The sequence below is a fragment of the Pseudomonas sp. LBUM1656 genome (genome assembly GCF_059716065.1).
This window is the reverse complement of sequence record NZ_CP166800.1, coordinates 3,444,146-3,463,062: the sequence shown is the minus strand read 5'-3', so window position 1 is coordinate 3,463,062 and position 18,917 is coordinate 3,444,146. Positions and strand designations below refer to the sequence as shown.

19 protein-coding genes are annotated in these 18,917 nt (G+C 60.0%); 15 read left to right on the top strand and 4 right to left on the bottom strand.

Translation table 11 applies throughout. The features are described 5' to 3' along the window. The first annotated feature begins 10 nt into the window (after positions 1-10). Entirely contained in the window at positions 11-769 is a 759-nt protein-coding gene (locus ACA072_RS15610; protein ID WP_010459795.1) for a class I SAM-dependent methyltransferase, read from the top strand. A gap of 91 nt (positions 770-860) precedes the next feature. Further along, positions 861-1,313 carry a ribonuclease HI gene (gene rnhA, locus ACA072_RS15605; RefSeq protein ID WP_497618782.1) on the top strand — a complete coding sequence of 151 codons (453 nt, stop codon included), beginning with the start codon at positions 861-863 and terminating at the stop codon, positions 1,311-1,313. A 126-nt stretch (positions 1,314-1,439) separates the two neighbouring features. Here rnhA and ACA072_RS15600 read toward each other — a convergent pair whose 3' ends face one another. Next, positions 1,440-1,745, bottom strand: a complete 306-nt coding sequence (locus tag ACA072_RS15600; protein WP_497451672.1) for a DUF2388 domain-containing protein — start codon at positions 1,743-1,745, stop codon at positions 1,440-1,442. A gap of 189 nt (positions 1,746-1,934) precedes the next feature. Between ACA072_RS15600 and dnaQ the strand changes: the two genes are divergently transcribed. From dnaQ to ACA072_RS15585, 3 genes are all read left to right on the top strand, one after another. Beyond that, a complete protein-coding gene (dnaQ, locus tag ACA072_RS15595) occupies positions 1,935-2,693 on the top strand; it encodes a DNA polymerase III subunit epsilon (RefSeq protein ID WP_010459800.1) in 759 nt (252 codons plus the stop codon). A 327-nt stretch (positions 2,694-3,020) separates the two neighbouring features. Next, on the top strand, positions 3,021-5,276 hold the full coding sequence (locus ACA072_RS15590; protein WP_497618780.1) for an Orn/Lys/Arg family decarboxylase: 2,256 nt from the start codon (positions 3,021-3,023) through the stop codon (positions 5,274-5,276). Positions 5,277-5,290: 14 nt separating this feature from the next. Continuing rightward, positions 5,291-5,905: a GNAT family N-acetyltransferase gene (locus ACA072_RS15585; RefSeq protein ID WP_497618778.1), complete on the top strand. Its 615-nt coding sequence runs from the start codon at positions 5,291-5,293 to the stop codon at positions 5,903-5,905. Here the strand turns inward: ACA072_RS15585 and ACA072_RS15580 are convergent. Both ACA072_RS15580 and ACA072_RS15575 read right to left on the bottom strand, forming a co-directional pair. Beyond that, positions 5,871-6,764, bottom strand: coding sequence for a LysR family transcriptional regulator (locus ACA072_RS15580; RefSeq protein WP_497618776.1), 894 nt, complete (start codon positions 6,762-6,764; stop codon positions 5,871-5,873). The two genes, ACA072_RS15585 and ACA072_RS15580, sit on opposite strands and share 35 nt — an antisense overlap. Before the next feature lie 88 nt (positions 6,765-6,852). Continuing rightward, positions 6,853-7,113, bottom strand: a complete 261-nt coding sequence (locus ACA072_RS15575; RefSeq protein WP_497618775.1) for a hypothetical protein — start codon at positions 7,111-7,113, stop codon at positions 6,853-6,855. 174 nt (positions 7,114-7,287) lie between these two features. On the opposite strand from ACA072_RS15575, the gene ACA072_RS15570 reads away from it, so the two are divergent. From ACA072_RS15570 to ACA072_RS15560, 3 genes are all read left to right on the top strand, one after another. Then, positions 7,288-7,848, top strand: a complete 561-nt coding sequence (locus ACA072_RS15570; protein WP_497618773.1) for an NADPH-dependent FMN reductase — start codon at positions 7,288-7,290, stop codon at positions 7,846-7,848. Between the two features lie 246 nt (positions 7,849-8,094). Beyond that, positions 8,095-8,442 (top strand): metalloregulator ArsR/SmtB family transcription factor, encoded by a 348-nt coding sequence (locus ACA072_RS15565; RefSeq protein WP_497618771.1) that lies wholly within the window; start codon positions 8,095-8,097, stop codon positions 8,440-8,442. 28 nt (positions 8,443-8,470) lie between these two features. Beyond that, the gene (locus tag ACA072_RS15560; protein WP_497618769.1) at positions 8,471-9,754 is read left to right on the top strand and encodes an arsenic transporter; all 1,284 of its coding nucleotides are present in this window, start codon (positions 8,471-8,473) and stop codon (positions 9,752-9,754) included. A 114-nt stretch (positions 9,755-9,868) separates the two neighbouring features. On the opposite strand, the gene ACA072_RS15555 is transcribed toward ACA072_RS15560, so the two are convergent. Next, the gene (locus ACA072_RS15555) at positions 9,869-10,819 is read right to left on the bottom strand and encodes a DUF1853 family protein (protein WP_497618767.1); all 951 of its coding nucleotides are present in this window, start codon (positions 10,817-10,819) and stop codon (positions 9,869-9,871) included. Between the two features lie 107 nt (positions 10,820-10,926). On the opposite strand from ACA072_RS15555, the gene ACA072_RS15550 reads away from it, so the two are divergent. From ACA072_RS15550 to ACA072_RS15520, 7 genes are all read left to right on the top strand, one after another. Continuing rightward, a complete protein-coding gene (locus ACA072_RS15550; RefSeq protein WP_010459816.1) occupies positions 10,927-11,817 on the top strand; it encodes an NAD(+) kinase in 891 nt (296 codons plus the stop codon). After that, the gene (locus tag ACA072_RS15545; protein WP_497624994.1) at positions 11,814-12,788 is read left to right on the top strand and encodes a metallophosphoesterase; all 975 of its coding nucleotides are present in this window, start codon (positions 11,814-11,816) and stop codon (positions 12,786-12,788) included. The genes ACA072_RS15550 and ACA072_RS15545 overlap by 4 nt, the downstream gene beginning before the upstream one ends. After that, positions 12,785-13,654, top strand: coding sequence for a rhomboid family intramembrane serine protease (locus ACA072_RS15540; protein ID WP_497618765.1), 870 nt, complete (start codon positions 12,785-12,787; stop codon positions 13,652-13,654). Before ACA072_RS15545 ends, ACA072_RS15540 begins: the two co-directional genes overlap by 4 nt. Positions 13,655-13,684: 30 nt before the next feature. After that, positions 13,685-13,945 carry a YeaC family protein gene (locus tag ACA072_RS15535; RefSeq protein WP_461973995.1) on the top strand — a complete coding sequence of 87 codons (261 nt, stop codon included), beginning with the start codon at positions 13,685-13,687 and terminating at the stop codon, positions 13,943-13,945. After that, positions 13,942-14,772, top strand: coding sequence for a DUF2797 domain-containing protein (locus ACA072_RS15530; protein WP_497618762.1), 831 nt, complete (start codon positions 13,942-13,944; stop codon positions 14,770-14,772). The genes ACA072_RS15535 and ACA072_RS15530 overlap by 4 nt, the downstream gene beginning before the upstream one ends. 10 nt (positions 14,773-14,782) lie before the next feature. Next, on the top strand, positions 14,783-17,440 hold the full coding sequence (gene pepN / locus ACA072_RS15525) for an aminopeptidase N (RefSeq protein WP_497618760.1): 2,658 nt from the start codon (positions 14,783-14,785) through the stop codon (positions 17,438-17,440). A gap of 387 nt (positions 17,441-17,827) precedes the next feature. Continuing rightward, entirely contained in the window at positions 17,828-18,901 is a 1,074-nt protein-coding gene (locus ACA072_RS15520; protein ID WP_497618758.1) for a WD40/YVTN/BNR-like repeat-containing protein, read from the top strand. Positions 18,902-18,917 lie beyond the last annotated feature (16 nt).

Genomic DNA, 18,917 nt, shown 5'->3' with positions numbered 1-18,917 from the left:
GGAGAATGCAATGACCGATAAAGCGTTCGCTCAGGCCGATCCTGAGTGGCTGAATTTGATCAGCGCGGCCCGTGAATGGCTGTCCGGGCCCATCGGGCAATTTCTGCTGGACGAAGAACGACGCATGCTCGAAGACGAGTTGGGGCGCTTCTTCGGTGGCTACCTGGTGCATTACGGTCCGTCAGCCCAGACGCCACCGTCAGCACCGCAAGTTCAGCGCAATGTGCGGCTCGGTGCACCGTTACCGGGTGTCGAGATCGTCTGTGAGGAACAAGCCTGGCCGTTGAGCGAGCATGCCGCCGATGTGGTGGTGATGCAGCACGGTCTGGATTTCTGCCTGTCGCCCCACGGTTTGCTGCGTGAAGCCGCGAGCAGCGTGCGCCCCGGCGGGCATCTGCTGATCATCGGGATCAATCCCTGGAGCAGCTGGGGCTTGCGCCATGTGTTCGCCCACGACGGTTTGCGCAAGGCGCGTTGCATTTCGCCCTCGCGGGTCGGCGACTGGCTGAATCTACTGGGCTTCGCGCTGGAGAAACGCCGCTTCGGGTGCTATCGTCCGCCGCTTGCGTCACCCGCCTGGCAGGCTCGTTTGGCCGGTTGGGAACGCAAGGCCGGTGACTGGCAACTGTCCGGTGGCGGCTTCTATTTATTAGTGGCGCGCAAGATCGTGGTAGGTCTGCGCCCGGTGCGTCAGGAACGTCGCGAACCGATGGGCAAGCTGATTCCACTGCCAATGGCCAAGGTCAACCGTCGCAACATCGAGCCGTAACACACTCTTTATTTCCCGGCCGGGTTGACCCCGACCTCGGGCATCGTCGGTCACTGATCGGCTAGCCACCGCATTTTCTGGATAGATTGGCATGAGCGATAGCGTAGAACTCTTCACCGATGGCGCCTGCAAAGGCAACCCTGGCCCCGGCGGCTGGGGCGCATTGCTGGTGTGCAAAGGCGTTGAAAAGGAACTGTGGGGCGGCGAAGCCAACACCACTAACAACCGCATGGAGCTGATGGGCGCGATTCGCGGCCTGGAAGAACTCAAGCGTTCCTGCGATGTGCTGCTGGTGACCGATTCCCAATACGTGATGAAAGGCATCAACGAATGGATGGACAACTGGAAGAAGCGCGGCTGGAAAACGGCGTCGAAGGAACCGGTGAAAAACGCTGACTTGTGGAAACTGCTGGATGAGCAGGTCAACCGCCACAACGTCACCTGGAAATGGGTGCGCGGGCACATCGGCCATCACGGCAACGAACGGGCCGACCAACTGGCCAACCGTGGCGTGGACGAAGTGCGCGGGTACAAGCAGGCTTGAGCCTCAGACTGATCGTTCCCATGCTCCGCGTGGGAATGCAGCCCGGGACGCTCTGCGTCCCATTGGAACGCGGAGCGTCCCTTGAAGCATTCCCACGCAGAGCGTGGGAACGATCATGTTACGGGTTCACAGCATCAAGATCGCACTCGCCAGTTGTTGGTCGGTATAGGACTTTTCCGGAATTACCCCACGAATCCGCAAAAACGCCGCCTCGATCCGCGCCCCGCGGATCGCTCCCTCGCTCGCCACAAACGCTGCCGCATCATCCTTCGCCGCCAGCACAATCTTGTCGTCGCTGAATGACCCGCTCGTGCCTTTGCTCGAGCTCAGCGTCAAACTAACCGTCACGTCAGTACTGATCACCAAACTGGTGGCCTGCGCGCCCGTACCCCACAAGCAGGTACTCAATAATAGAAATCGTGCGGTCTTCATGGCGGACTCAATCCCTTGGAAACAAGCCCCGCACGCTAACAAGCCGTACTACTCCAGACTTCATGAACATTGCTAATGTTTGTTAAAAACTGCATGAGCGTCAGTCACCCGGCTGTGCGCGCGCCGGATCCCGCGAGCGTGTTAACATCGCCGCTTTTGCACGATTGACCCGTTGAGAGCTGAGCACTGATGGCCACCAGATCCGTTGTACTCGATACCGAAACCACCGGCATGCCGGTGACCGACGGCCACCGGATTATCGAAATCGGTTGTGTCGAGTTGATCGGTCGGCGCCTGACCGGCCGGCATTTTCACGTCTACCTGCAACCGGATCGCGAGAGTGACGAAGGCGCCATCGGCGTCCATGGCATCACCAACGAATTCCTCGTGGGCAAACCGCGTTTCACCGAAGTGGCTGATGAATTCTTCGAATTCATCAAGGGCGCACAGCTGATCATCCATAACGCGGCGTTCGACGTTGGCTTCATCAACAACGAATTCGCCTTGATGGGCCAGCATGATCGTGCCGACATCACGCAACACTGCTCGATCCTCGACACCCTGATGATGGCCCGGGAACGTCACCCGGGGCAGCGCAACAGCCTTGATGCGTTGTGCAAACGTTATGGCGTCGACAACTCCGGCCGTGAACTGCACGGCGCCTTGCTCGACTCCGAGATCCTTGCCGACGTTTACCTGACCATGACCGGCGGCCAGACCAGCCTGTCGCTGGCCGGTAATGCCTCCGACGGCAACGGTTCCGGCGAAGGCGCGGACAACTCCGCCACCGAAATCCGCCGCTTGCCGGCCGATCGCCAGCCGACCCGGATCATTCCCGCCAGCGAAGATGACCTGGCAAGGCACGTGGCGCGCCTGGAAGCCATTGCCAAGTCCGCCGGCGCGCCGTCGCTGTGGCAGCAATTGGTCGAGGCCAAGGCACAGGCCTGACCGGGCCCGGTACATCAGACCTGTAGCAGCTGCCGAGCAGCGCGAGGCTGCGTTCGGCGACGAAGTCGTCGTGAAATCAGGCCCCGCGGTGTGCCAGGAAAATCGCGTTCGCAGGGTTTACGACGACTTCGTCGCCGAACGCAGCCTCGCGCAGCTCGGCAGCTGCTACAAAGGGCCCTGCGTGTCTATTCAGCTAGTGTTTGATGGCCACATGATGGTGCACTCATTGACCCGCTTCGGGGCGCCGACGCTCGCCACATCCGCTTCAACCCTCTACCCTGAGGTGATTGGCAGGCCACGGTTTGCAGCCTCAGGACACTGAGCCTCATGTATAAAGATTTGAAATTCCCGGTTTTGATCGTCCACCGCGACATCAAGGCCGACACCGTCGCCGGCGATCGCGTGCGGGGTATCGCCCGGGAGCTGGAGCAGGAAGGCTTCAGCATTGTTTCGGCGGTGGACTACACCGAAGGGCGGCTGGTCGCTTCGACCCATCACGGCCTTTCCTGCATGTTGATTGCCGCTGAAGACGCCAGCGCCCATTCGCATTTGTTACACAATATGGCTGAGCTGATCGGCCTGGCGCGGGTGCGTGCGCCGGACTTGCCGATCTTCGCGCTGGGCGAACAGGTGACGCTGGAAAACGCCCCGGCCGATGCCATGGCCGAGCTCAATCAACTGCGCGGCATTCTCTATCTGTTCGAAGACACCGTGCCCTTTCTGGCCCGGCAAGTCGCGCGAGCAGCGCGTAAATACCTGGATGGCCTCCTGCCGCCGTTCTTTAAAGCCTTGGTGCAACACACGGCCGACTCCAATTATTCCTGGCACACCCCCGGACATGGCGGCGGCGTGGCGTATCACAAGAGTCCGGTTGGCCAGGCATTCCACCAGTTTTTCGGGGAAAACACCCTGCGCTCGGACTTGTCAGTCTCGGTGCCGGAACTAGGCTCCTTGCTCGATCACACAGGTCCGTTAGCCGAGGCGGAAGCCAGGGCCGCGCGCAATTTCGGCGCTGATCACACCTTTTTCGTCATCAACGGCACCTCGACCGCCAACAAAATCGTCTGGCATTCGATGGTCGCTCGTGACGACCTGGTGCTGGTGGATCGCAATTGCCACAAGTCGGTGCTGCACTCGATCATCATGACCGGCGCGATTCCGTTGTACCTGTGCCCTGAGCGTAATGAACTGGGGATCATCGGTCCCATTCCGCTGAGCGAATTCAGCCGCGAATCGATTCAGGCCAAGATCGACGCCAACCCGCTGACCCAAGGCCGTGAGCCCAGGGTCAAGTTGGCAGTGGTGACCAATTCCACCTATGACGGTCTCTGTTACAACGCCGAGTTGATCAAGCAGCAGCTGGGCAACAGCGTCGAGGTCCTGCATTTCGACGAGGCCTGGTATGCCTACGCGGCGTTTCACGAGTTTTTCGCCGGGCGATACGGCATGGGCACCTCCCGTGGCGAAGACAGTCCGTTGGTATTCACCACGCATTCCACGCACAAGCTGTTGGCCGCGTTCAGCCAGGCTTCGATGATTCATGTCCAGGACGGCGGCGCGCGGCAACTGGACCGCGACCGCTTCAACGAAGCGTTCATGATGCACATCTCCACGTCGCCGCAGTACAGCATCATCGCTTCGCTGGACGTGGCGTCGGCGATGATGGAAGGTCCGGCCGGCCGTTCGCTGTTACAGGAAATGTTCGACGAGGCCCTGAGTTTTCGCCGTGCCCTGGCCAATCTGCGCCAGCACATTGCCGCCGATGACTGGTGGTTTTCCATCTGGCAGCCGCCGTCGGTGGAAGGCATCGAGCGAGTGGTCACTGAAGACTGGCTGCTGCAACCCGACGCCGACTGGCATGGCTTCGGTGGCGTGACCGACGATTACGTGTTGCTCGATCCGATCAAGGTCACCCTGGTCATGCCCGGCCTGACCGCGGGCGGCGCTCTGAGCGAGCGCGGGATTCCGGCGGCGGTGGTCAGCAAGTTCCTGTGGGAGCGCGGGCTGGTGGTGGAGAAGACCGGCCTGTATTCATTCCTGGTGCTGTTCTCGATGGGCATCACCAAGGGCAAATGGAGCACGCTGCTGACGGAGTTGCTGGAGTTCAAGCGCAGTTACGACGCCAACGTCAGTCTGGCTACGTGCCTGCCGTGCGTCGCGCAACAGAACGTCGCACGTTATCAGGGCATGGGCTTGCGGGATCTGTGCGATCAACTGCACGCCTGTTATCGCAGCAATGCCACCGCCAAACACCTCAAGCGCATGTACACCGTGCTGCCGGAAATCGCCATGAAGCCGGCGGACGCCTATGATCACTTGGTGCGGGGTGAAGTGGAGGCGGTGTCGATCGATGCCCTGGAGGGGCGAATTGCGGCGGTGATGCTGGTTCCGTATCCGCCCGGCATCCCGTTGATCATGCCGGGCGAGCGGTTTACCGAGTCGACCCGGTCGATCATCGATTACCTGTCGTTTGCTCGCACGTTCGACAGTAGCTTCCCCGGGTTTGTCGCTGATGTGCACGGACTGCAACACGAAGACGAGGGCAATGGACGGCTTTACACCGTTGATTGCATCAAGGAATGAGGACCTTTCCGAGTATGCAACCGATCATGAATCCCAAATACCCAGGCCTCTCGGTGCGTGTCGCCGACGAGGGTTTCGCGCCTTATATCTGGGGCAGCGATTTCAGTTTTGAAGTCTCGGCCTATGGCGCAGCCGAAATCGGCAAACCGGTGGAACTGTGGCGGGTAACGCCGATCACCCCTTACCGTAAGTGTTACGGCATTGATCCCGAGGAGTTCAGCAGTTTCCGCGACGCCGCCGACAGCGCGGTGTTCATGGCCTACCTGGATGACGAGCCCGTTGGGCATCTGGTGGTCAGCACCAACTGGAACGGCTTTGCCCATATCGACGAGCTGGCCGTGCATGCGCCGGCCCGACGCCACGGGGTGGCCAAGGCGTTGCTGGACGTGGCGCAGTTCTGGAGTCGCAAGAAGAAGTTGCCAGGGATCATGCTCGAAACCCAGAACAACAATCTGGGGGCCTGCCGACTCTATGAGCGCTGCGGTTTCGTGGTGGGCGGGATCGATCATCTGCGTTATCGCGGCATCGACCCGAACACCGCCGAAGTGGCGCTGTTCTGGTATCGCCTGTTCGATAATCCGTTGGAAAACCCGCTCAGCTCGACAACATCGCCGCGGCTTGTTCCGTGATGATCTCCAGCAGTACCTGAACGGCGGGCATTGGCTCGCCGTTTTTCAGGGTCAGGACATACAGGCTGATCGGCACTGCTGGTGCCAACGGGCAGGCATCCAGACCGCTCGATTTGGCGCCGAGCGCGGTGAACGGGTCGACAATCGCCAGGCCTTCCCCGGCCTCGACCATGCTGCGCATCATCTGATGCGTCTGCACCCGCGTCTGGATGACCGGGGCAGGGCGCAAGGCATGCAGTTTGTTATCGAGCGCGGGACTCAGTGGATCATGACCTTCCAGGCCAACCATCGATTGGCCGGCCAGGTCCTGCAACGAAATGTACTTCTGCTTGGGTTGCAGCCAGCCATGGGGCGCCAACAGCTGGAGTTTGCCTTGGGCAATCACCTGGCAATGAATGTCGGCGTGGTCGGGGTCATGCAGGCTCAGACCCAGATCGCTTTCACGCAGCAGCAGGCTTCTGACGATCTCGCGAGTGGGTTGGCTCAGCAGGGTGCAAGGCGCATCGGGCAGGCGTCGGCGCAGGGCCGCGATGCTGTGGGGCAGTAACTGTTGGGCCAGCGGCGGGGTGCAGATGATGCGCAGCGGGTGCGCCTGATATTGCTTGAGGCTGCTGGCCAGGCGCTGGACCGGCTCAAGCGCATCGTAGACGTGGGCGATTTCAACCTGCAACTCCCGCGCCTCGCGCGTCGCCTGCAAACGTCCACGCACGCTGGAAAACAGCATGAACCCCAACTGATCCTCGGCGTCGCGCAAAAGGCCTTCGACCTCGGCCACCGGCAACTGCAGCCATTCGGCGGCGGTGCCCACGTGACCGGTCTGCAGGAGCGCGTGGATCACTTCGATATGACGTAAACGCATGCGTGAAGTCCATGTTCAGCAGGTGAGGGAGTCAGTGACTGAATCCTAACTCAAGTGCGCGCATATGACTTCTGCTCATAACGCGGGGTTATGAGGCGGTGGTGGTTTCCGGCCGGCTGCCGACATAGGTGTCAGGCTCGCGCACGATGGTGATGTTCGATTGCACCAGCAGAAACTGGTTGTCGTCGAGCTTATTGACGCGATCGCCAATGGCCAGTTTGTAGGTGGTCACAGGTGCCGAGCCAGTGAGGCCGTCATGCGAGGGGGTGGATTCCTGGAACTCATGCACGGAATAAACGCGGCCTTCCGCGTCTCTTGCATGGAACTGACCGACGAGTACTGCTGCCATCTGCTTAGAACCTCTGGAGATAAATCACTCAATTTGCGGTTCTGTAGACCGTGGTTAAGCGAAGTAAGTTTTCCTACAGGAAAAAAATAGTCAGGGGCGGTGAATTCAACAGCCCACTGGGTGAATCGTCATCTATAACTACAAGTCTTTCCATCGAACAGTCGAGAATCTTCCATGAGCAACGTCTACACGATCGCCGTACTGGTCGGCAGCTTGAGAAAGGAATCGATCAACCGCAAGGTTGCACTGGCCCTGGCCGACCTGGCGCCTGCCAATCTCAAGCTCACCATCGTCGAAATTGGCGATCTGCCGCTCTACAACGAAGACATCGATGGCGCTTCACCGCCGGCAGCCTACAGCACTTTCCGACAACAAGTGAGTTCATCCGACGCAGTGCTGTTCGTCACCCCTGAATACAACCGCTCGGTGCCGGCACCGCTGAAGAATGCGATTGACGTAGGGTCGCGCCCGTATGGCAAGAGTGCCTGGAGCGGCAAACCGGGGGCGGTAATCAGTGTTTCGCCGGGCGCTGTCGGCGGGTTTGGGGCCAACCATCACTTGCGCCAGTCCATGGTGTTTCTGGATGTGCCGTGCATGCAGCAGCCGGAAGCCTATCTGAACGGCGCTGGCTCGGCGTTTGATGAGGCCGGCAAGTTGTCCGAGTCGGTGAGACCGTTCTTGCAGAAGTTTATCGATGCTTATGGGAAATGGGTCGAACAACACAAAAAAGAGTGACTGGAAATCCCCTGTAGCAGCTGCCGAGCAGCGCGAGGCTGCGTTCGGCGACGAAGTCGTCGTAAACCCTGCGAGCGCGGTTTTCCTGACGCACCGCAGGGTCTGATTTTACGACGACTACGTCGCCGAACGCAGCCTCGCGCTGCTCGGCAGCTGCTACATAGAACTGTCTCAGCAGTCTTTGCTTTACTGCATATTCGAAATTCCATATATTCACGCCTCGTTTGTCCAGAGGCGTGTCCCCTCATGTCCAGCTCCCGCAGTCCCGTCGATATTTTCAAGGCCCTGGCCGATGACACCCGCAGTCGTATCGCACTGTTGATCGCCCGCGAAGGCGAGTTGTGCGTGTGTGAATTGACGGCCGGGCTGGACCTCAGCCAGCCAAAGATCTCCCGTCACCTGGCGCAGTTGCGCAGCCATGGCCTGCTGGCAGACCGTCGTCAGGGTCAGTGGGTTTTTTATCGTCTGCACCCGCAGTTGTCGCCTTGGGTCATCACGCTGTTGCAAGGCGCACTGGCCGATCACGCTGAATGGCTGGCCGCTGATGTCGACCGTTTGCAGGCAATGGCTGATCGCCCGGTTCGTTGCTGCTAATCCTATTTTCCTTTGAAGGCTGCTCCGCATGCTTATAGCGTCGCTGATTTTTCTGCTGACCATCACCCTGGTGATCTGGCAACCCAAGGGCCTGGGTGTTGGCTGGAGTGCGACATTCGGCGCAGTACTGGCACTGATTTTCGGGGTGGTGCACCTGGGTGACATCCCGATCGTGTGGCAGATCATCTGGAACGCTACCGGCACCTTCGTGGCGCTGATCATCATCAGTCTGCTGCTGGACGAGGCGGGGTTCTTTGCCTGGGCAGCGTTGCACGTGGCCCGTTGGGGGCGGGGCAACGGGCGCAAACTGTTTGCTTATATGGTGCTGCTCGGCGCGCTGGTGTCGGCGTTGTTTGCCAATGACGGCGCGGCGTTGATTCTGACGCCCATCGTGATTTCCATGCTGCTGGCGTTGCGCTTTTCCCCGGCGGCGACCCTGGCGTTCGTGATGGGTGCCGGCTTCATCGCCGACACCGCGAGCCTGCCGTTGGTGGTGTCGAACCTGGTGAACATCGTTTCGGCGGACTTCTTCAATATCACCTTCAATCGGTATGCGGCGGTGATGATTCCGGTGAACTTCGTCAGTGTCGCCGCCACGCTGGGGATGCTGATGTGGTTTTTCCGTCGTGACATTCCCAAGGCTTACGACCCCGAACAACTGGAGCGTCCGTCAACCGCGATCCACGACAAGGCGACGTTTTATGCCGGTTGGGTGGTGCTGGGGATTCTTCTGCTCGGCTGCTTTGCCCTTGAGCCGCTGGGCATTCCGATCAGCGCCATTTCCGCTGTGTGTGCGGCGTTGCTGTTGGCCATCGCCGCACGTGGCCACAAGATTTCCACGCGCAAGGTGATGAAAGAAGCACCGTGGCAGATCGTGATTTTTTCGTTGGGCATGTACCTGGTGGTGTATGGCCTGCGCAATGCCGGGCTCACCGGGTATCTGGCCGGGTGGCTCGACGGGTTCGCCCATTACGGCATTTGGGGCGCGGCCATGGGCACGGGCGTGCTGACGGCGCTGTTGTCGTCGATGATGAACAACCTGCCGACGGTGTTGATTGGTTTGCTGTCGATCGATGCGAGCCAGGCCACCGGTGTTGTTAAGGAAGCGATGATTTATGCCAACGTCATTGGCAGCGATCTGGGGCCGAAAATCACGCCGATTGGCAGCCTGGCGACGTTGTTGTGGTTGCATGTGCTGCAGCGCAAGAACATTCAGATTGGCTGGGGGTATTACTTCAAGGTCGGGATTGTGTTGACGGTGCCGGTGTTGTTGGTGACGTTGGCGGCTTTGGCGTTGCGGTTGTCCATCTAGACCGAGGTGGCCTCTTCGCGAGCAAGCCCGCTCCCACAGGGATTTTGTAAACACCACAAATCCAATGTGGGAGCGGGCTTGCTCGCGAAGGGGCCGGTCCAGACGCTACAAATCTCAGCCACTACCCGGCACATTCGGCCAAAGATCCGCCACCAGAAACAAGCGCTCCGCTTCCTCCCAATCCCCGTCCGCGTTCTCGATCAGCCGCACCATCAGCTGCGCCGGAGCCAAAGGCTCCAGATCACTGAGCCATGCCTCCAGCTGCTCGGTGTTCCAGGTTTGCTCTACCGGGTAATGCGCCGGCGCCAGCCAGGCATGGCGGGGCAGGGGTTGCCAGCGGCCGAACGGGCGCTGCACGACAAAATCCGCCCAATCCTTCTGATGCAGCCAGCTGCCGCGCAAATGCTGCGGATGTGCGCCGTTGGGTGGTTCGGCTTGGCCTGGCCATGGGTATAACAAATAGCCGCCCAGCCACAGATGCGCGCTGAACTGCTGGATATCCAGTGCCGCCAGCACCTCGCGACTCTCCGGGCGAGCGGAAATCGGCAATTGATGCTGAGTCAGGTGCGCCAGTTTGCGGTCCAGCCGATCATGACAACCCGGCCCCAGCCACTGCGCCGTGTCGCGCCCGTCACCATTCTGCGGCCCCAGATACAGTTTGATCGCCAATTCCAGGTGATGCACGCCGTCGCGATCGCGCAGCAGCATGTCCAGCTCACCCAGCGTGTGGCCTTCGCGGCGGATCGGCATGTTGGCCGCAATCAACTCGATACCCGGTGCATGGCGCACGGCGTATTGCCACAGCCGTTCGTAATACAGACCCAGGCGCCGGGTCCTGGCCTGTGCCAGCCAGTGCAACAAGTCATAACTGTCTCGGTCGAGTTGCCGAAGCCAAAGCTCCAGCCGCTCCGGTGCCTGCACCCAGTCGCTGCCGGCCAGCGGATGACGTTGCGGCCACGGGGTGATGTCGAGCATCGGCGGCGCGAGGATGACCCAAGCCAGGTCGCGCACCTCGGGGTGGCGCAACTGGTGGGGTAGCTGGAGCAAATCGGGAAATAGGATCATCTTGCGAGCATAGCCTTAAACATGAGTACACCCTTGTGGCTGAAAGGATTTTGTCTATCCCGCGCTTTCGCCCATAATCGTGTTTTTCACCGTCGCGCAGGAACCTCATGGAGCAATTTCGCAATATCGGCATCATCGGTCGCCTGGGCAGCTCGCAGGTGCTGGATACCGTCCGCCGACTGAAACGGTTTCTGCTTGATCGTCACCTGCACGTGATCCTCGAAGACACCATCGCCGAAGTCCTGCCCGGTCATGGCCTGCAAACCTCGTCACGCAAGATGCTCGGCGAAGTCTGTGACATGGTGATTGTGGTCGGCGGTGACGGTAGCCTGCTCGGCGCCGCGCGTGCCCTGGCCCGACACAATATCCCGGTGCTCGGCATCAACCGTGGCAGCCTCGGCTTCCTGACCGATATTCGCCCCGATGAACTGGAAGTCAAAGTCGCCGAAGTGCTCGACGGCCACTACCTGGTGGAAAACCGCTTCCTGCTGCAAGCCGAAGTCCGCCGCCACGCTGAAGCCATCGGCCAGGGCGACGCGCTGAACGACGTGGTGCTGCACCCCGGCAAATCGACGCGCATGATCGAGTTCGAGTTGTACATCGACGGCCAGTTCGTCTGCAGCCAGAAGGCCGACGGCCTGATCGTCGCCACGCCTACCGGGTCGACCGCTTACGCGCTGTCGGCGGGCGGGCCGATCATGCATCCCAAGCTCGACGCTATTGTGATTGTGCCGATGTACCCCCATACCTTGTCGGGTAGACCGATTGTGGTCGATGGCAACAGTGAGCTTAAAATCGTCGTGTCCAAAGATATGCAGATTTACCCGCAAGTCTCCTGTGACGGGCAGAACCATTTCACCTGCGCGCCGGGCGACACCATCACCATCAGCAAAAAAGCCCAGAAACTGCGGCTGATTCACCCGCTCGACCACAACTACTATGAGGTCTGCCGGACCAAGCTTGGCTGGGGCAGCCGGTTGGGTGGTGGAGGCGACTGATGCTCGATCCCGCGCGTAGCTACGACCTGATCGGTGACGTGCACGGTTGCGCTCTGACCCTTGAGCACTTGCTCGACCGGCTCGGCTATCACAAACAAGGTGGCGTCTGGCGGCATCCGTCGCGCATGGCGGTGTTCGTCGGTGACATCATCGACCGCGGCCCGCGGATTCGCGAGGCGCTGCACATCGTCCACGACATGGTCGAGGCCGGTCAGGCGCTGTGCATCATGGGCAACCATGAATTCAACGCCCTCGGCTGGGCCACACCGGCGCCGCCGGGCAGCGGCAAGCAGTTCGTGCGCGAACACACGCCACGTCACGCGCGTCTGCTCGGTGAAACCCTGACCCAGTTTGAAGATCATCCCGGCGACTGGCATGACTTCCAGCAATGGTTCTACGAATTGCCATTGTTCGTGGATGCCGGACGATTCCGCGTGGTGCACGCCTGCTGGGATTCCGGCCTGATCGAACCGCTGCGCGCGCTGTTCCCCGACGGTTGCGTCGATGAACATTTCCTCCAGGCCTCGGCCGTACCGGGCAGTTTCGCCTGCACCGTGTTCGATCGCCTGCTGCGCGGCACCGACATGCGGCTGCCCCACGGGCTGACCATGACCAGCGGCGATGGCCTGACGCGTTCGTTCTTCCGCACCAAGTTCTGGGAAGACGATCCGCAAACCTACGGAGACATCGTGTTCCAACCTGACGCCTTGCCCGACCCCGTGGCCCAGACACCCCTGTCGTCCACCGAAAAAAACACCCTGCTGCGTTATGGCGTCGATGAGCCGCTGTTGTTTGTCGGCCACTACTGGCGCAGCGGCAAACCGGCACCGATCCGTCCGAACCTGGCCTGCCTGGATTACAGCGCGGTGCTCTACGGCAAACTGGTTGCCTATCGCCTGGATCAGGAGACTCGTCTCGATCCGCACAAATTTGTCTGGGTCGATGTCGAGCGGCCGGAGGTGCTGCAATGAGTACCGTTGCTGTTTTACGCCTGCCGCTGGCCGTGGATTTGAGCGGGTTCGTCAAACTGCTGCAACGCATGCAGGTGCCGCATCGGGTCAGCGAAGAATCCGGCGAACAAGTGCTGTGGGTGCCGGCCAATATCAGCGAAGACGTGCGTTCCTTATACGAACGTTTCCCGGCGGGCGACCCGGATCAGCAACTGGACATTCCGGTCGCGCAAACCACCAAACGCCCCGGTTTCGTCGAGCAACTGCGTCATGTCAAGGCGACCGGGTTGGTGTTGTTGCTGAGCCTGATTGTCGGCGCGGTGACGCTGCTGGGCGATAACCTCGACACTATGCGCTGGCTGACCTTCCTCGATTTTCGCATCGTCGGCGAGTACATCCACTTTGTGCCCTTGGCTGACAGCCTGGCGGCGGGGCAGTGGTGGCGTCTGGTGACGCCGATGTTGATCCACTTCGGCATCCTGCACCTGGCCATGAACGGCATGTGGTACTGGGAACTGGGGCGGCGCATCGAGTCGCGCCAGGGCAGCATCAACCTGATCGGCCTGACCTTGTTGTTCAGCCTGGTGTCCAACTACACCCAGTTCGTTTTCAGCGGCCCGACCTTGTTTGGCGGGTTGTCCGGTGTGCTGTACGGCCTGCTCGGGCATTGCTGGATTTTCCAGATGTTGTCACCGAACCCGGCTTATCGCCTGCCGCGCGGCGTGCTGGTCATGATGCTGGTGTGGTTGGTGCTGTGCCTGTCGGGGCTGGTCTCGATGATCGGTTTCGGCGAAATCGCCAACGCGGCCCACGTCAGCGGGTTGCTCGTCGGATGCTTGACCGGTTTGTTGGGTGGTTTGTACAACCGCCGTAAACTGGCCGTCTAATCAGTTATGTATTAAAGAGCGGAGCCCTTGATGTCCTCTTTTAACGAAATGATCCAGAACATCACCCCCGATATCTACCAGAGCCTGAAACTGGCGGTGGAAATCGGCAAATGGTCCGACGGTGGCAAACTCACCGCCGAACAACGCGAACTGTCGCTCCAAGCGATGATCGCCTGGGAAATCAAGAATCTGCCCGAAGACCAGCGTACCGGTTACATGGGCGTACAGGAGTGCGGATCCAAGTCGATCGAAGTGCCGAACATCCTGTTCAAGTCGGATGCCGTCCATTGATTGAGATTGGCCGCGGTGCAATCAGCAAAATGTCGGCGCGCCTTGACGGGCCGCACGTGCAGTACGCGTTTCGTCTGGATGACGTCGAGGTGCCGGTCAACCCATTGATCGGCTCCACGGTGCGTCTGGAATATTTGGGGGCGATTCATTGTTCCCATTGCGGGCGCAAGACCAAAACCAGTTTCAGCCAGGGCTATTGCTACCCGTGCATGACCAAACTGGCGCAGTGCGATCTCTGCATCATGAGCCCGGAGCGTTGCCATTACGACGCTGGCACTTGCCGTGAGCCGGAGTGGGGCGAGAAGTTCTGCATGACCGATCACATTGTGTATCTGTCGAACTCCTCCGGGGTGAAGGTCGGGATTACCCGCGCCACCCAGCTGCCGACTCGCTGGATCGACCAGGGTGCCCGTCAGGCATTGCCGATCATGCGCGTCTCGACCCGCCAGCAATCGGGTTTCGTCGAAGACCTGTTCCGCAGTCAGGTAGCAGACAAGACCAATTGGCGTGCTTTACTCAAGGGCGACGCGGTGTCGGTGAACCTGGCCGAAGTTCGCGATCAGCTATTTGATCGTTGCGCCGAAGGCTTGCAAGGTTTGCAGGAACGATTCGGCCTACAAGCAATCCAGACTATTGCCGATGTAGATGTCCTCGAAATCCGCTATCCGGTCGAGCAATACCCGGCGAAGATCGTCAGCTTCAACCTGGACAAGAATCCGATTGCCGAAGGCACGCTGTTGGGGATCAAGGGCCAATACCTGATTTTCGACACGGGCGTGATCAATATTCGTAAATACACGGCTTATCAGCTCGCCGTGCATCAGTAAGGACTCCAGCATGCGCACCGAACAACCGAAGATGATTTACCTGAAGGACTATCAGGCGCCCGAGTACCTGATCGACGAGACGCACCTGACCTTCGAGTTGTTCGAGGACCACAGCCTGGTCCATGCGCAACTGGTGATGCGCCGCAATCCTGAACGCGGCCCGGGCCTACCGCCGCTGGTGCTGGATGGCCAGCAACTTGAGCTGCTGTCGGTCACCCTGGCCGACAACGAGTTGAGCGCAGCCGACTACCAGTTGACTGAAAACCACCTGACCCTTCACCCGGCCAGCACCACGTTCACGGTCGATACCAGCGTCAAGATCCACCCGGAAACCAACACTGCGCTGGAAGGCCTGTATAAATCCGGCACGATGTTCTGCACCCAGTGCGAGGCCGAAGGTTTCCGCAAGATCACCTATTACCTCGACCGCCCGGACGTGATGAGCACGTTCACCACCACGGTGGTCGCCGAGCAACACAGCTATCCGGTGTTGCTGTCCAATGGCAATCCGATTGCCTCAGGTCCTGGCGAAGAGGGCCGGCACTGGGCGACCTGGGAAGACCCGTTCAAGAAACCGGCGTACCTGTTCGCGCTGGTGGCCGGTGACTTGTGGTGCGTCGAAGACACGTTCACCACCATGAGCGAGCGCTCGGTGGCGCTGCGCATTTACGTCGAACCGGAAAACATCGACAAGTGCCAGCACGCCATGAACAGCCTGAAGAAGTCCATGCGCTGGGACGAAGAGGTTTACGGTCGCGAGTACGACCTGGACATCTTCATGATCGTCGCGGTCAACGACTTCAACATGGGCGCCATGGAGAACAAGGGCCTCAACATCTTCAACTCCAGCGCCGTACTGGCCCGCGCCGAAACCGCGACCGACGCTGCGCACCAGCGTGTCGAAGCGATCGTCGCCCACGAATACTTCCACAACTGGTCGGGCAACCGCGTGACCTGCCGCGACTGGTTCCAGTTGTCGCTCAAGGAAGGCTTCACCGTGTTCCGCGACTCGGGCTTCTCCGCCGACATGAACTCGGCGACTGTGAAGCGCATCCAGGACGTGGCGTACCTGCGTACCCATCAGTTTGCCGAAGACGCAGGTCCCATGGCGCACGCTGTACGCCCGGACAGCTTCATCGAGATTTCCAACTTCTACACCCTGACCGTGTACGAAAAGGGTTCGGAAGTGGTCGGCATGATCCACACCTTGCTCGGCGCCGAAGGCTTTCGCAAAGGCAGCGACCTGTACTTCGAACGTCATGACGGCCAGGCCGTGACCTGCGATGACTTCATTAAAGCCATGGAAGATGCCAACGGTGTCGACCTGACCCAGTTCAAACGCTGGTACAGCCAGGCCGGCACGCCGCGTCTGGCGGTGAGCGAGTCTTACGACGCTGCCGCGAAAACCTACAGCCTGACCTTCCGCCAGAGCTGTCCGGCGACCCCGGACAAGGTTGAAAAACTGCCGTTCGTGATTCCTGTGGAACTGGGTCTGCTGGACTCGAAAGGGGCGGCCATTGCGTTGCGTCTTTCCGGTGAAGACCGTGATCAGGGCACCTCGCGGGTCATTTCCGTGACCGAAACCGAGCAGACCTTCACTTTCCTCGACATCGCTGAACAGCCACTGCCATCGTTGCTGCGCGGCTTCTCGGCACCGGTGAAGCTGAGCTTCCCGTACAACCGCGATCAACTGATGTTCCTGATGCAGCACGACAGCGATGGTTTCAACCGCTGGGATGCCGGTCAGCAATTGTCGGTTCAGGTGTTGCAGGAGCTGATCGCTCAGCAGCAGAAGGGCGAGAAGCTGGTGCTGGACCAGCGCCTGATTTCTGCCTTGCGCACCGTGCTGTCCGACGAGACGCTGGACCAGGCGATGGTTGCGGAAATGCTTTCTCTGCCGGGCGAGGCGTACCTGACTGAAATCAGCGAAGTGGCTGACGTCGATGCCATCCATATCGCTCGCGAGTTTGCCCGCAAGCAATTGGCAGAAGGCTTGTTCGAGGCGTTGTGGCTGCGTTATCAGGCCAACCGCGACCTGTCGAAGAAAACCCCATATGTGGCCGAGGCCGAGCACTTCGCTCGTCGTGCGTTGCAGAACATCGCGCTGTCCTACCTGATGCTCAGCGGCAAGCCGGAAGTACTGGCGGCGACGCTGGAACAGTTCGAGACCAGTGACAACATGACTGAGCGCCTGACGGCGTTGGCGGTGTTGGTCAATTCTTCATTCGAAGAGGATAAGGCCAAGGCTCTGGGCAGTTTTGCCGAGCACTTCAAGGACAATCCGCTGGTCATGGATCAGTGGTTCAGTGTCCAGGCGGGCAGCACGTTGCCAGGTGGTCTGGAGCGTGTTCGTCAGTTGATGGAGCATCCGGCGTTCAACATCAAGAACCCGAACAAAGTGCGGGCGCTGGTCGGTGCGTTTGCCGGGCAGAACCTGATCAACTTCCATGCGGCCGATGGTTCCGGGTATCGCTTCCTGGCGGACCTGGTGATCGAGTTGAATGGCTTCAACCCACAGATCGCCTCTCGCCAACTGGCGCCGTTGACTCGCTGGCGCAAATACGACGACGCGCGTCAGGCGTTGATGAAAGGTGAGCTGGAGCGGATTCGCGCTTCGGGTCAGCTGTCCAGTGATGTGTTTGAAGTGGTCAGCAAGAGCCTTGCCTGATCCTGTTCCGCGGAGTACCAGATCGTTCCCACGCTCTGCGTGGGAATGCATCCCGTGACGCTCCGCGTCACAGCCTCAACAGCGGACGCAGAGCGTCCATGGCGGCATTCCCACGCAGAGCGTGGGAACGATCTTCATGATCTTGCTTAACATCACCTCTCCGAATGCCTCGCTATTCACCCACACCCGTTATCCCCCCCAGTTAACAAAACATAACGTGGCGTCGATTGTCAGACCTTTCCAAACCCCGATAGGATAAGCCAGCTTCCGAAGGGGCTCTAGATTGCGCATTTCAGGACTATGCTCCAGAACAGGCAATCCCGATGAGCACCCCTTACGGCGCCCTGAAAGGTTGAACGACCTAACAATAATAATGGGGGAAGGTCTATGAGTGAGCCTGTCATGGGTGTGGGTATTTGCCGCCCGCCGGCATTACGCAAGTTCGCGTTGCTGGCTACAGCGCTCTCGCTGTTGGGTTGTGCCGTGCTGTCGGCACCTGCGTTGGCTGCTGCGGCGCCTGCGTCCGACATTGTTTATGCCGTTGAATCTGCCAAAGCCAGCAAGAGCCTGATGCTCGACGTCGTGCACGCCGGCAAGCGCCTGGTGGCGGTCGGGGATCGCGGGCACATTCTGTATTCCGATGACCAGGGCGCGACCTGGACCCAGGCCAAGGTGCCCACCCGGCAACTGCTGACCTCGGTATTTTTCGTCGATGACAAACACGGCTGGGCCGTCGGCCATGACGCACAGATCCTCGCCAGTGAGGACGGTGGCGTCACCTGGACCAAACAATTCGAAGAGTTGAAACGCGAATCGCCGCTGCTTGACGTCTGGTTTCAGGACGTCAACAGCGGCTTTGCCGTGGGTGCTTACGGCGCGTTGCTGGCGACCACTGACGGTGGCAAGCACTGGGAAGATGTCAGCGACCGGCTCGACAACGAAGACCAGTACCACCTCAACGGCATTGCGGCGGTCAAGGATGCGGGGCTGTTCATCGTCGGCGAGCAGGGCAGCATGTTCCGCTCCGCCGACTGGGGCCAGACCTGGGAAAAGCTTGAAGGCCCATACGAAGGTTCGCTGTTCGGCGTGATCGGCACGGCTCAGGCCAACACGCTGATGGCCTACGGGTTGCGCGGCAATCTGTTTCGCTCCACCGATTTCGGCACGACCTGGGAGCCGGTGGAACTCAAGGCTGCCCGCGGAGCGCTGGAGTTCGGTCTGTCCGGCGCAACGTTGCTCGACGACGGTTCCATCGTGATTGTCGGCAACGGCGGCTCGGTGATCCGCAGCAACGACAACGGCGAGACCTTCAGTGTGTTCAACCGTCCGGATCGCATTTCCGTTTCGGCGGTGACTGCAGCAGGCAACGGCAATCTGGTCCTGGCAGGACAGGGCGGCGTTCGCGTCACCTCGCCAACCGGCGCCGGTGCAGAAAATGGAAAGAACGGGTCGTCCAAATGAGCCGGGCAAATAATAA

What these genes read in the sequence shown, in the direction of transcription:
- ACA072_RS15610 (WP_010459795.1), top strand. Translation starts at nt 11, where the DNA reads ATGACCGATAAAGCGTTCGCTCAGGCCGATCCTGAGTGGCTGAATTTG.
- rnhA (WP_497618782.1), top strand. Translation starts at nt 861, where the DNA reads ATGAGCGATAGCGTAGAACTCTTCACCGATGGCGCCTGCAAAGGCAAC.
- ACA072_RS15600 (WP_497451672.1), bottom strand. Translation starts at nt 1,745, where the DNA reads ATGAAGACCGCACGATTTCTATTATTGAGTACCTGCTTGTGGGGTACG.
- dnaQ (WP_010459800.1), top strand. Translation starts at nt 1,935, where the DNA reads ATGGCCACCAGATCCGTTGTACTCGATACCGAAACCACCGGCATGCCG.
- ACA072_RS15590 (WP_497618780.1), top strand. Translation starts at nt 3,021, where the DNA reads ATGTATAAAGATTTGAAATTCCCGGTTTTGATCGTCCACCGCGACATC.
- ACA072_RS15585 (WP_497618778.1), top strand. Translation starts at nt 5,291, where the DNA reads ATGCAACCGATCATGAATCCCAAATACCCAGGCCTCTCGGTGCGTGTC.
- ACA072_RS15580 (WP_497618776.1), bottom strand. Translation starts at nt 6,764, where the DNA reads ATGCGTTTACGTCATATCGAAGTGATCCACGCGCTCCTGCAGACCGGT.
- ACA072_RS15575 (WP_497618775.1), bottom strand. Translation starts at nt 7,113, where the DNA reads ATGGCAGCAGTACTCGTCGGTCAGTTCCATGCAAGAGACGCGGAAGGC.
- ACA072_RS15570 (WP_497618773.1), top strand. Translation starts at nt 7,288, where the DNA reads ATGAGCAACGTCTACACGATCGCCGTACTGGTCGGCAGCTTGAGAAAG.
- ACA072_RS15565 (WP_497618771.1), top strand. Translation starts at nt 8,095, where the DNA reads ATGTCCAGCTCCCGCAGTCCCGTCGATATTTTCAAGGCCCTGGCCGAT.
- ACA072_RS15560 (WP_497618769.1), top strand. Translation starts at nt 8,471, where the DNA reads ATGCTTATAGCGTCGCTGATTTTTCTGCTGACCATCACCCTGGTGATC.
- ACA072_RS15555 (WP_497618767.1), bottom strand. Translation starts at nt 10,819, where the DNA reads ATGATCCTATTTCCCGATTTGCTCCAGCTACCCCACCAGTTGCGCCAC.
- ACA072_RS15550 (WP_010459816.1), top strand. Translation starts at nt 10,927, where the DNA reads ATGGAGCAATTTCGCAATATCGGCATCATCGGTCGCCTGGGCAGCTCG.
- ACA072_RS15540 (WP_497618765.1), top strand. Translation starts at nt 12,785, where the DNA reads ATGAGTACCGTTGCTGTTTTACGCCTGCCGCTGGCCGTGGATTTGAGC.
- ACA072_RS15535 (WP_461973995.1), top strand. Translation starts at nt 13,685, where the DNA reads ATGTCCTCTTTTAACGAAATGATCCAGAACATCACCCCCGATATCTAC.
- pepN (WP_497618760.1), top strand. Translation starts at nt 14,783, where the DNA reads ATGCGCACCGAACAACCGAAGATGATTTACCTGAAGGACTATCAGGCG.
- ACA072_RS15520 (WP_497618758.1), top strand. Translation starts at nt 17,828, where the DNA reads ATGAGTGAGCCTGTCATGGGTGTGGGTATTTGCCGCCCGCCGGCATTA.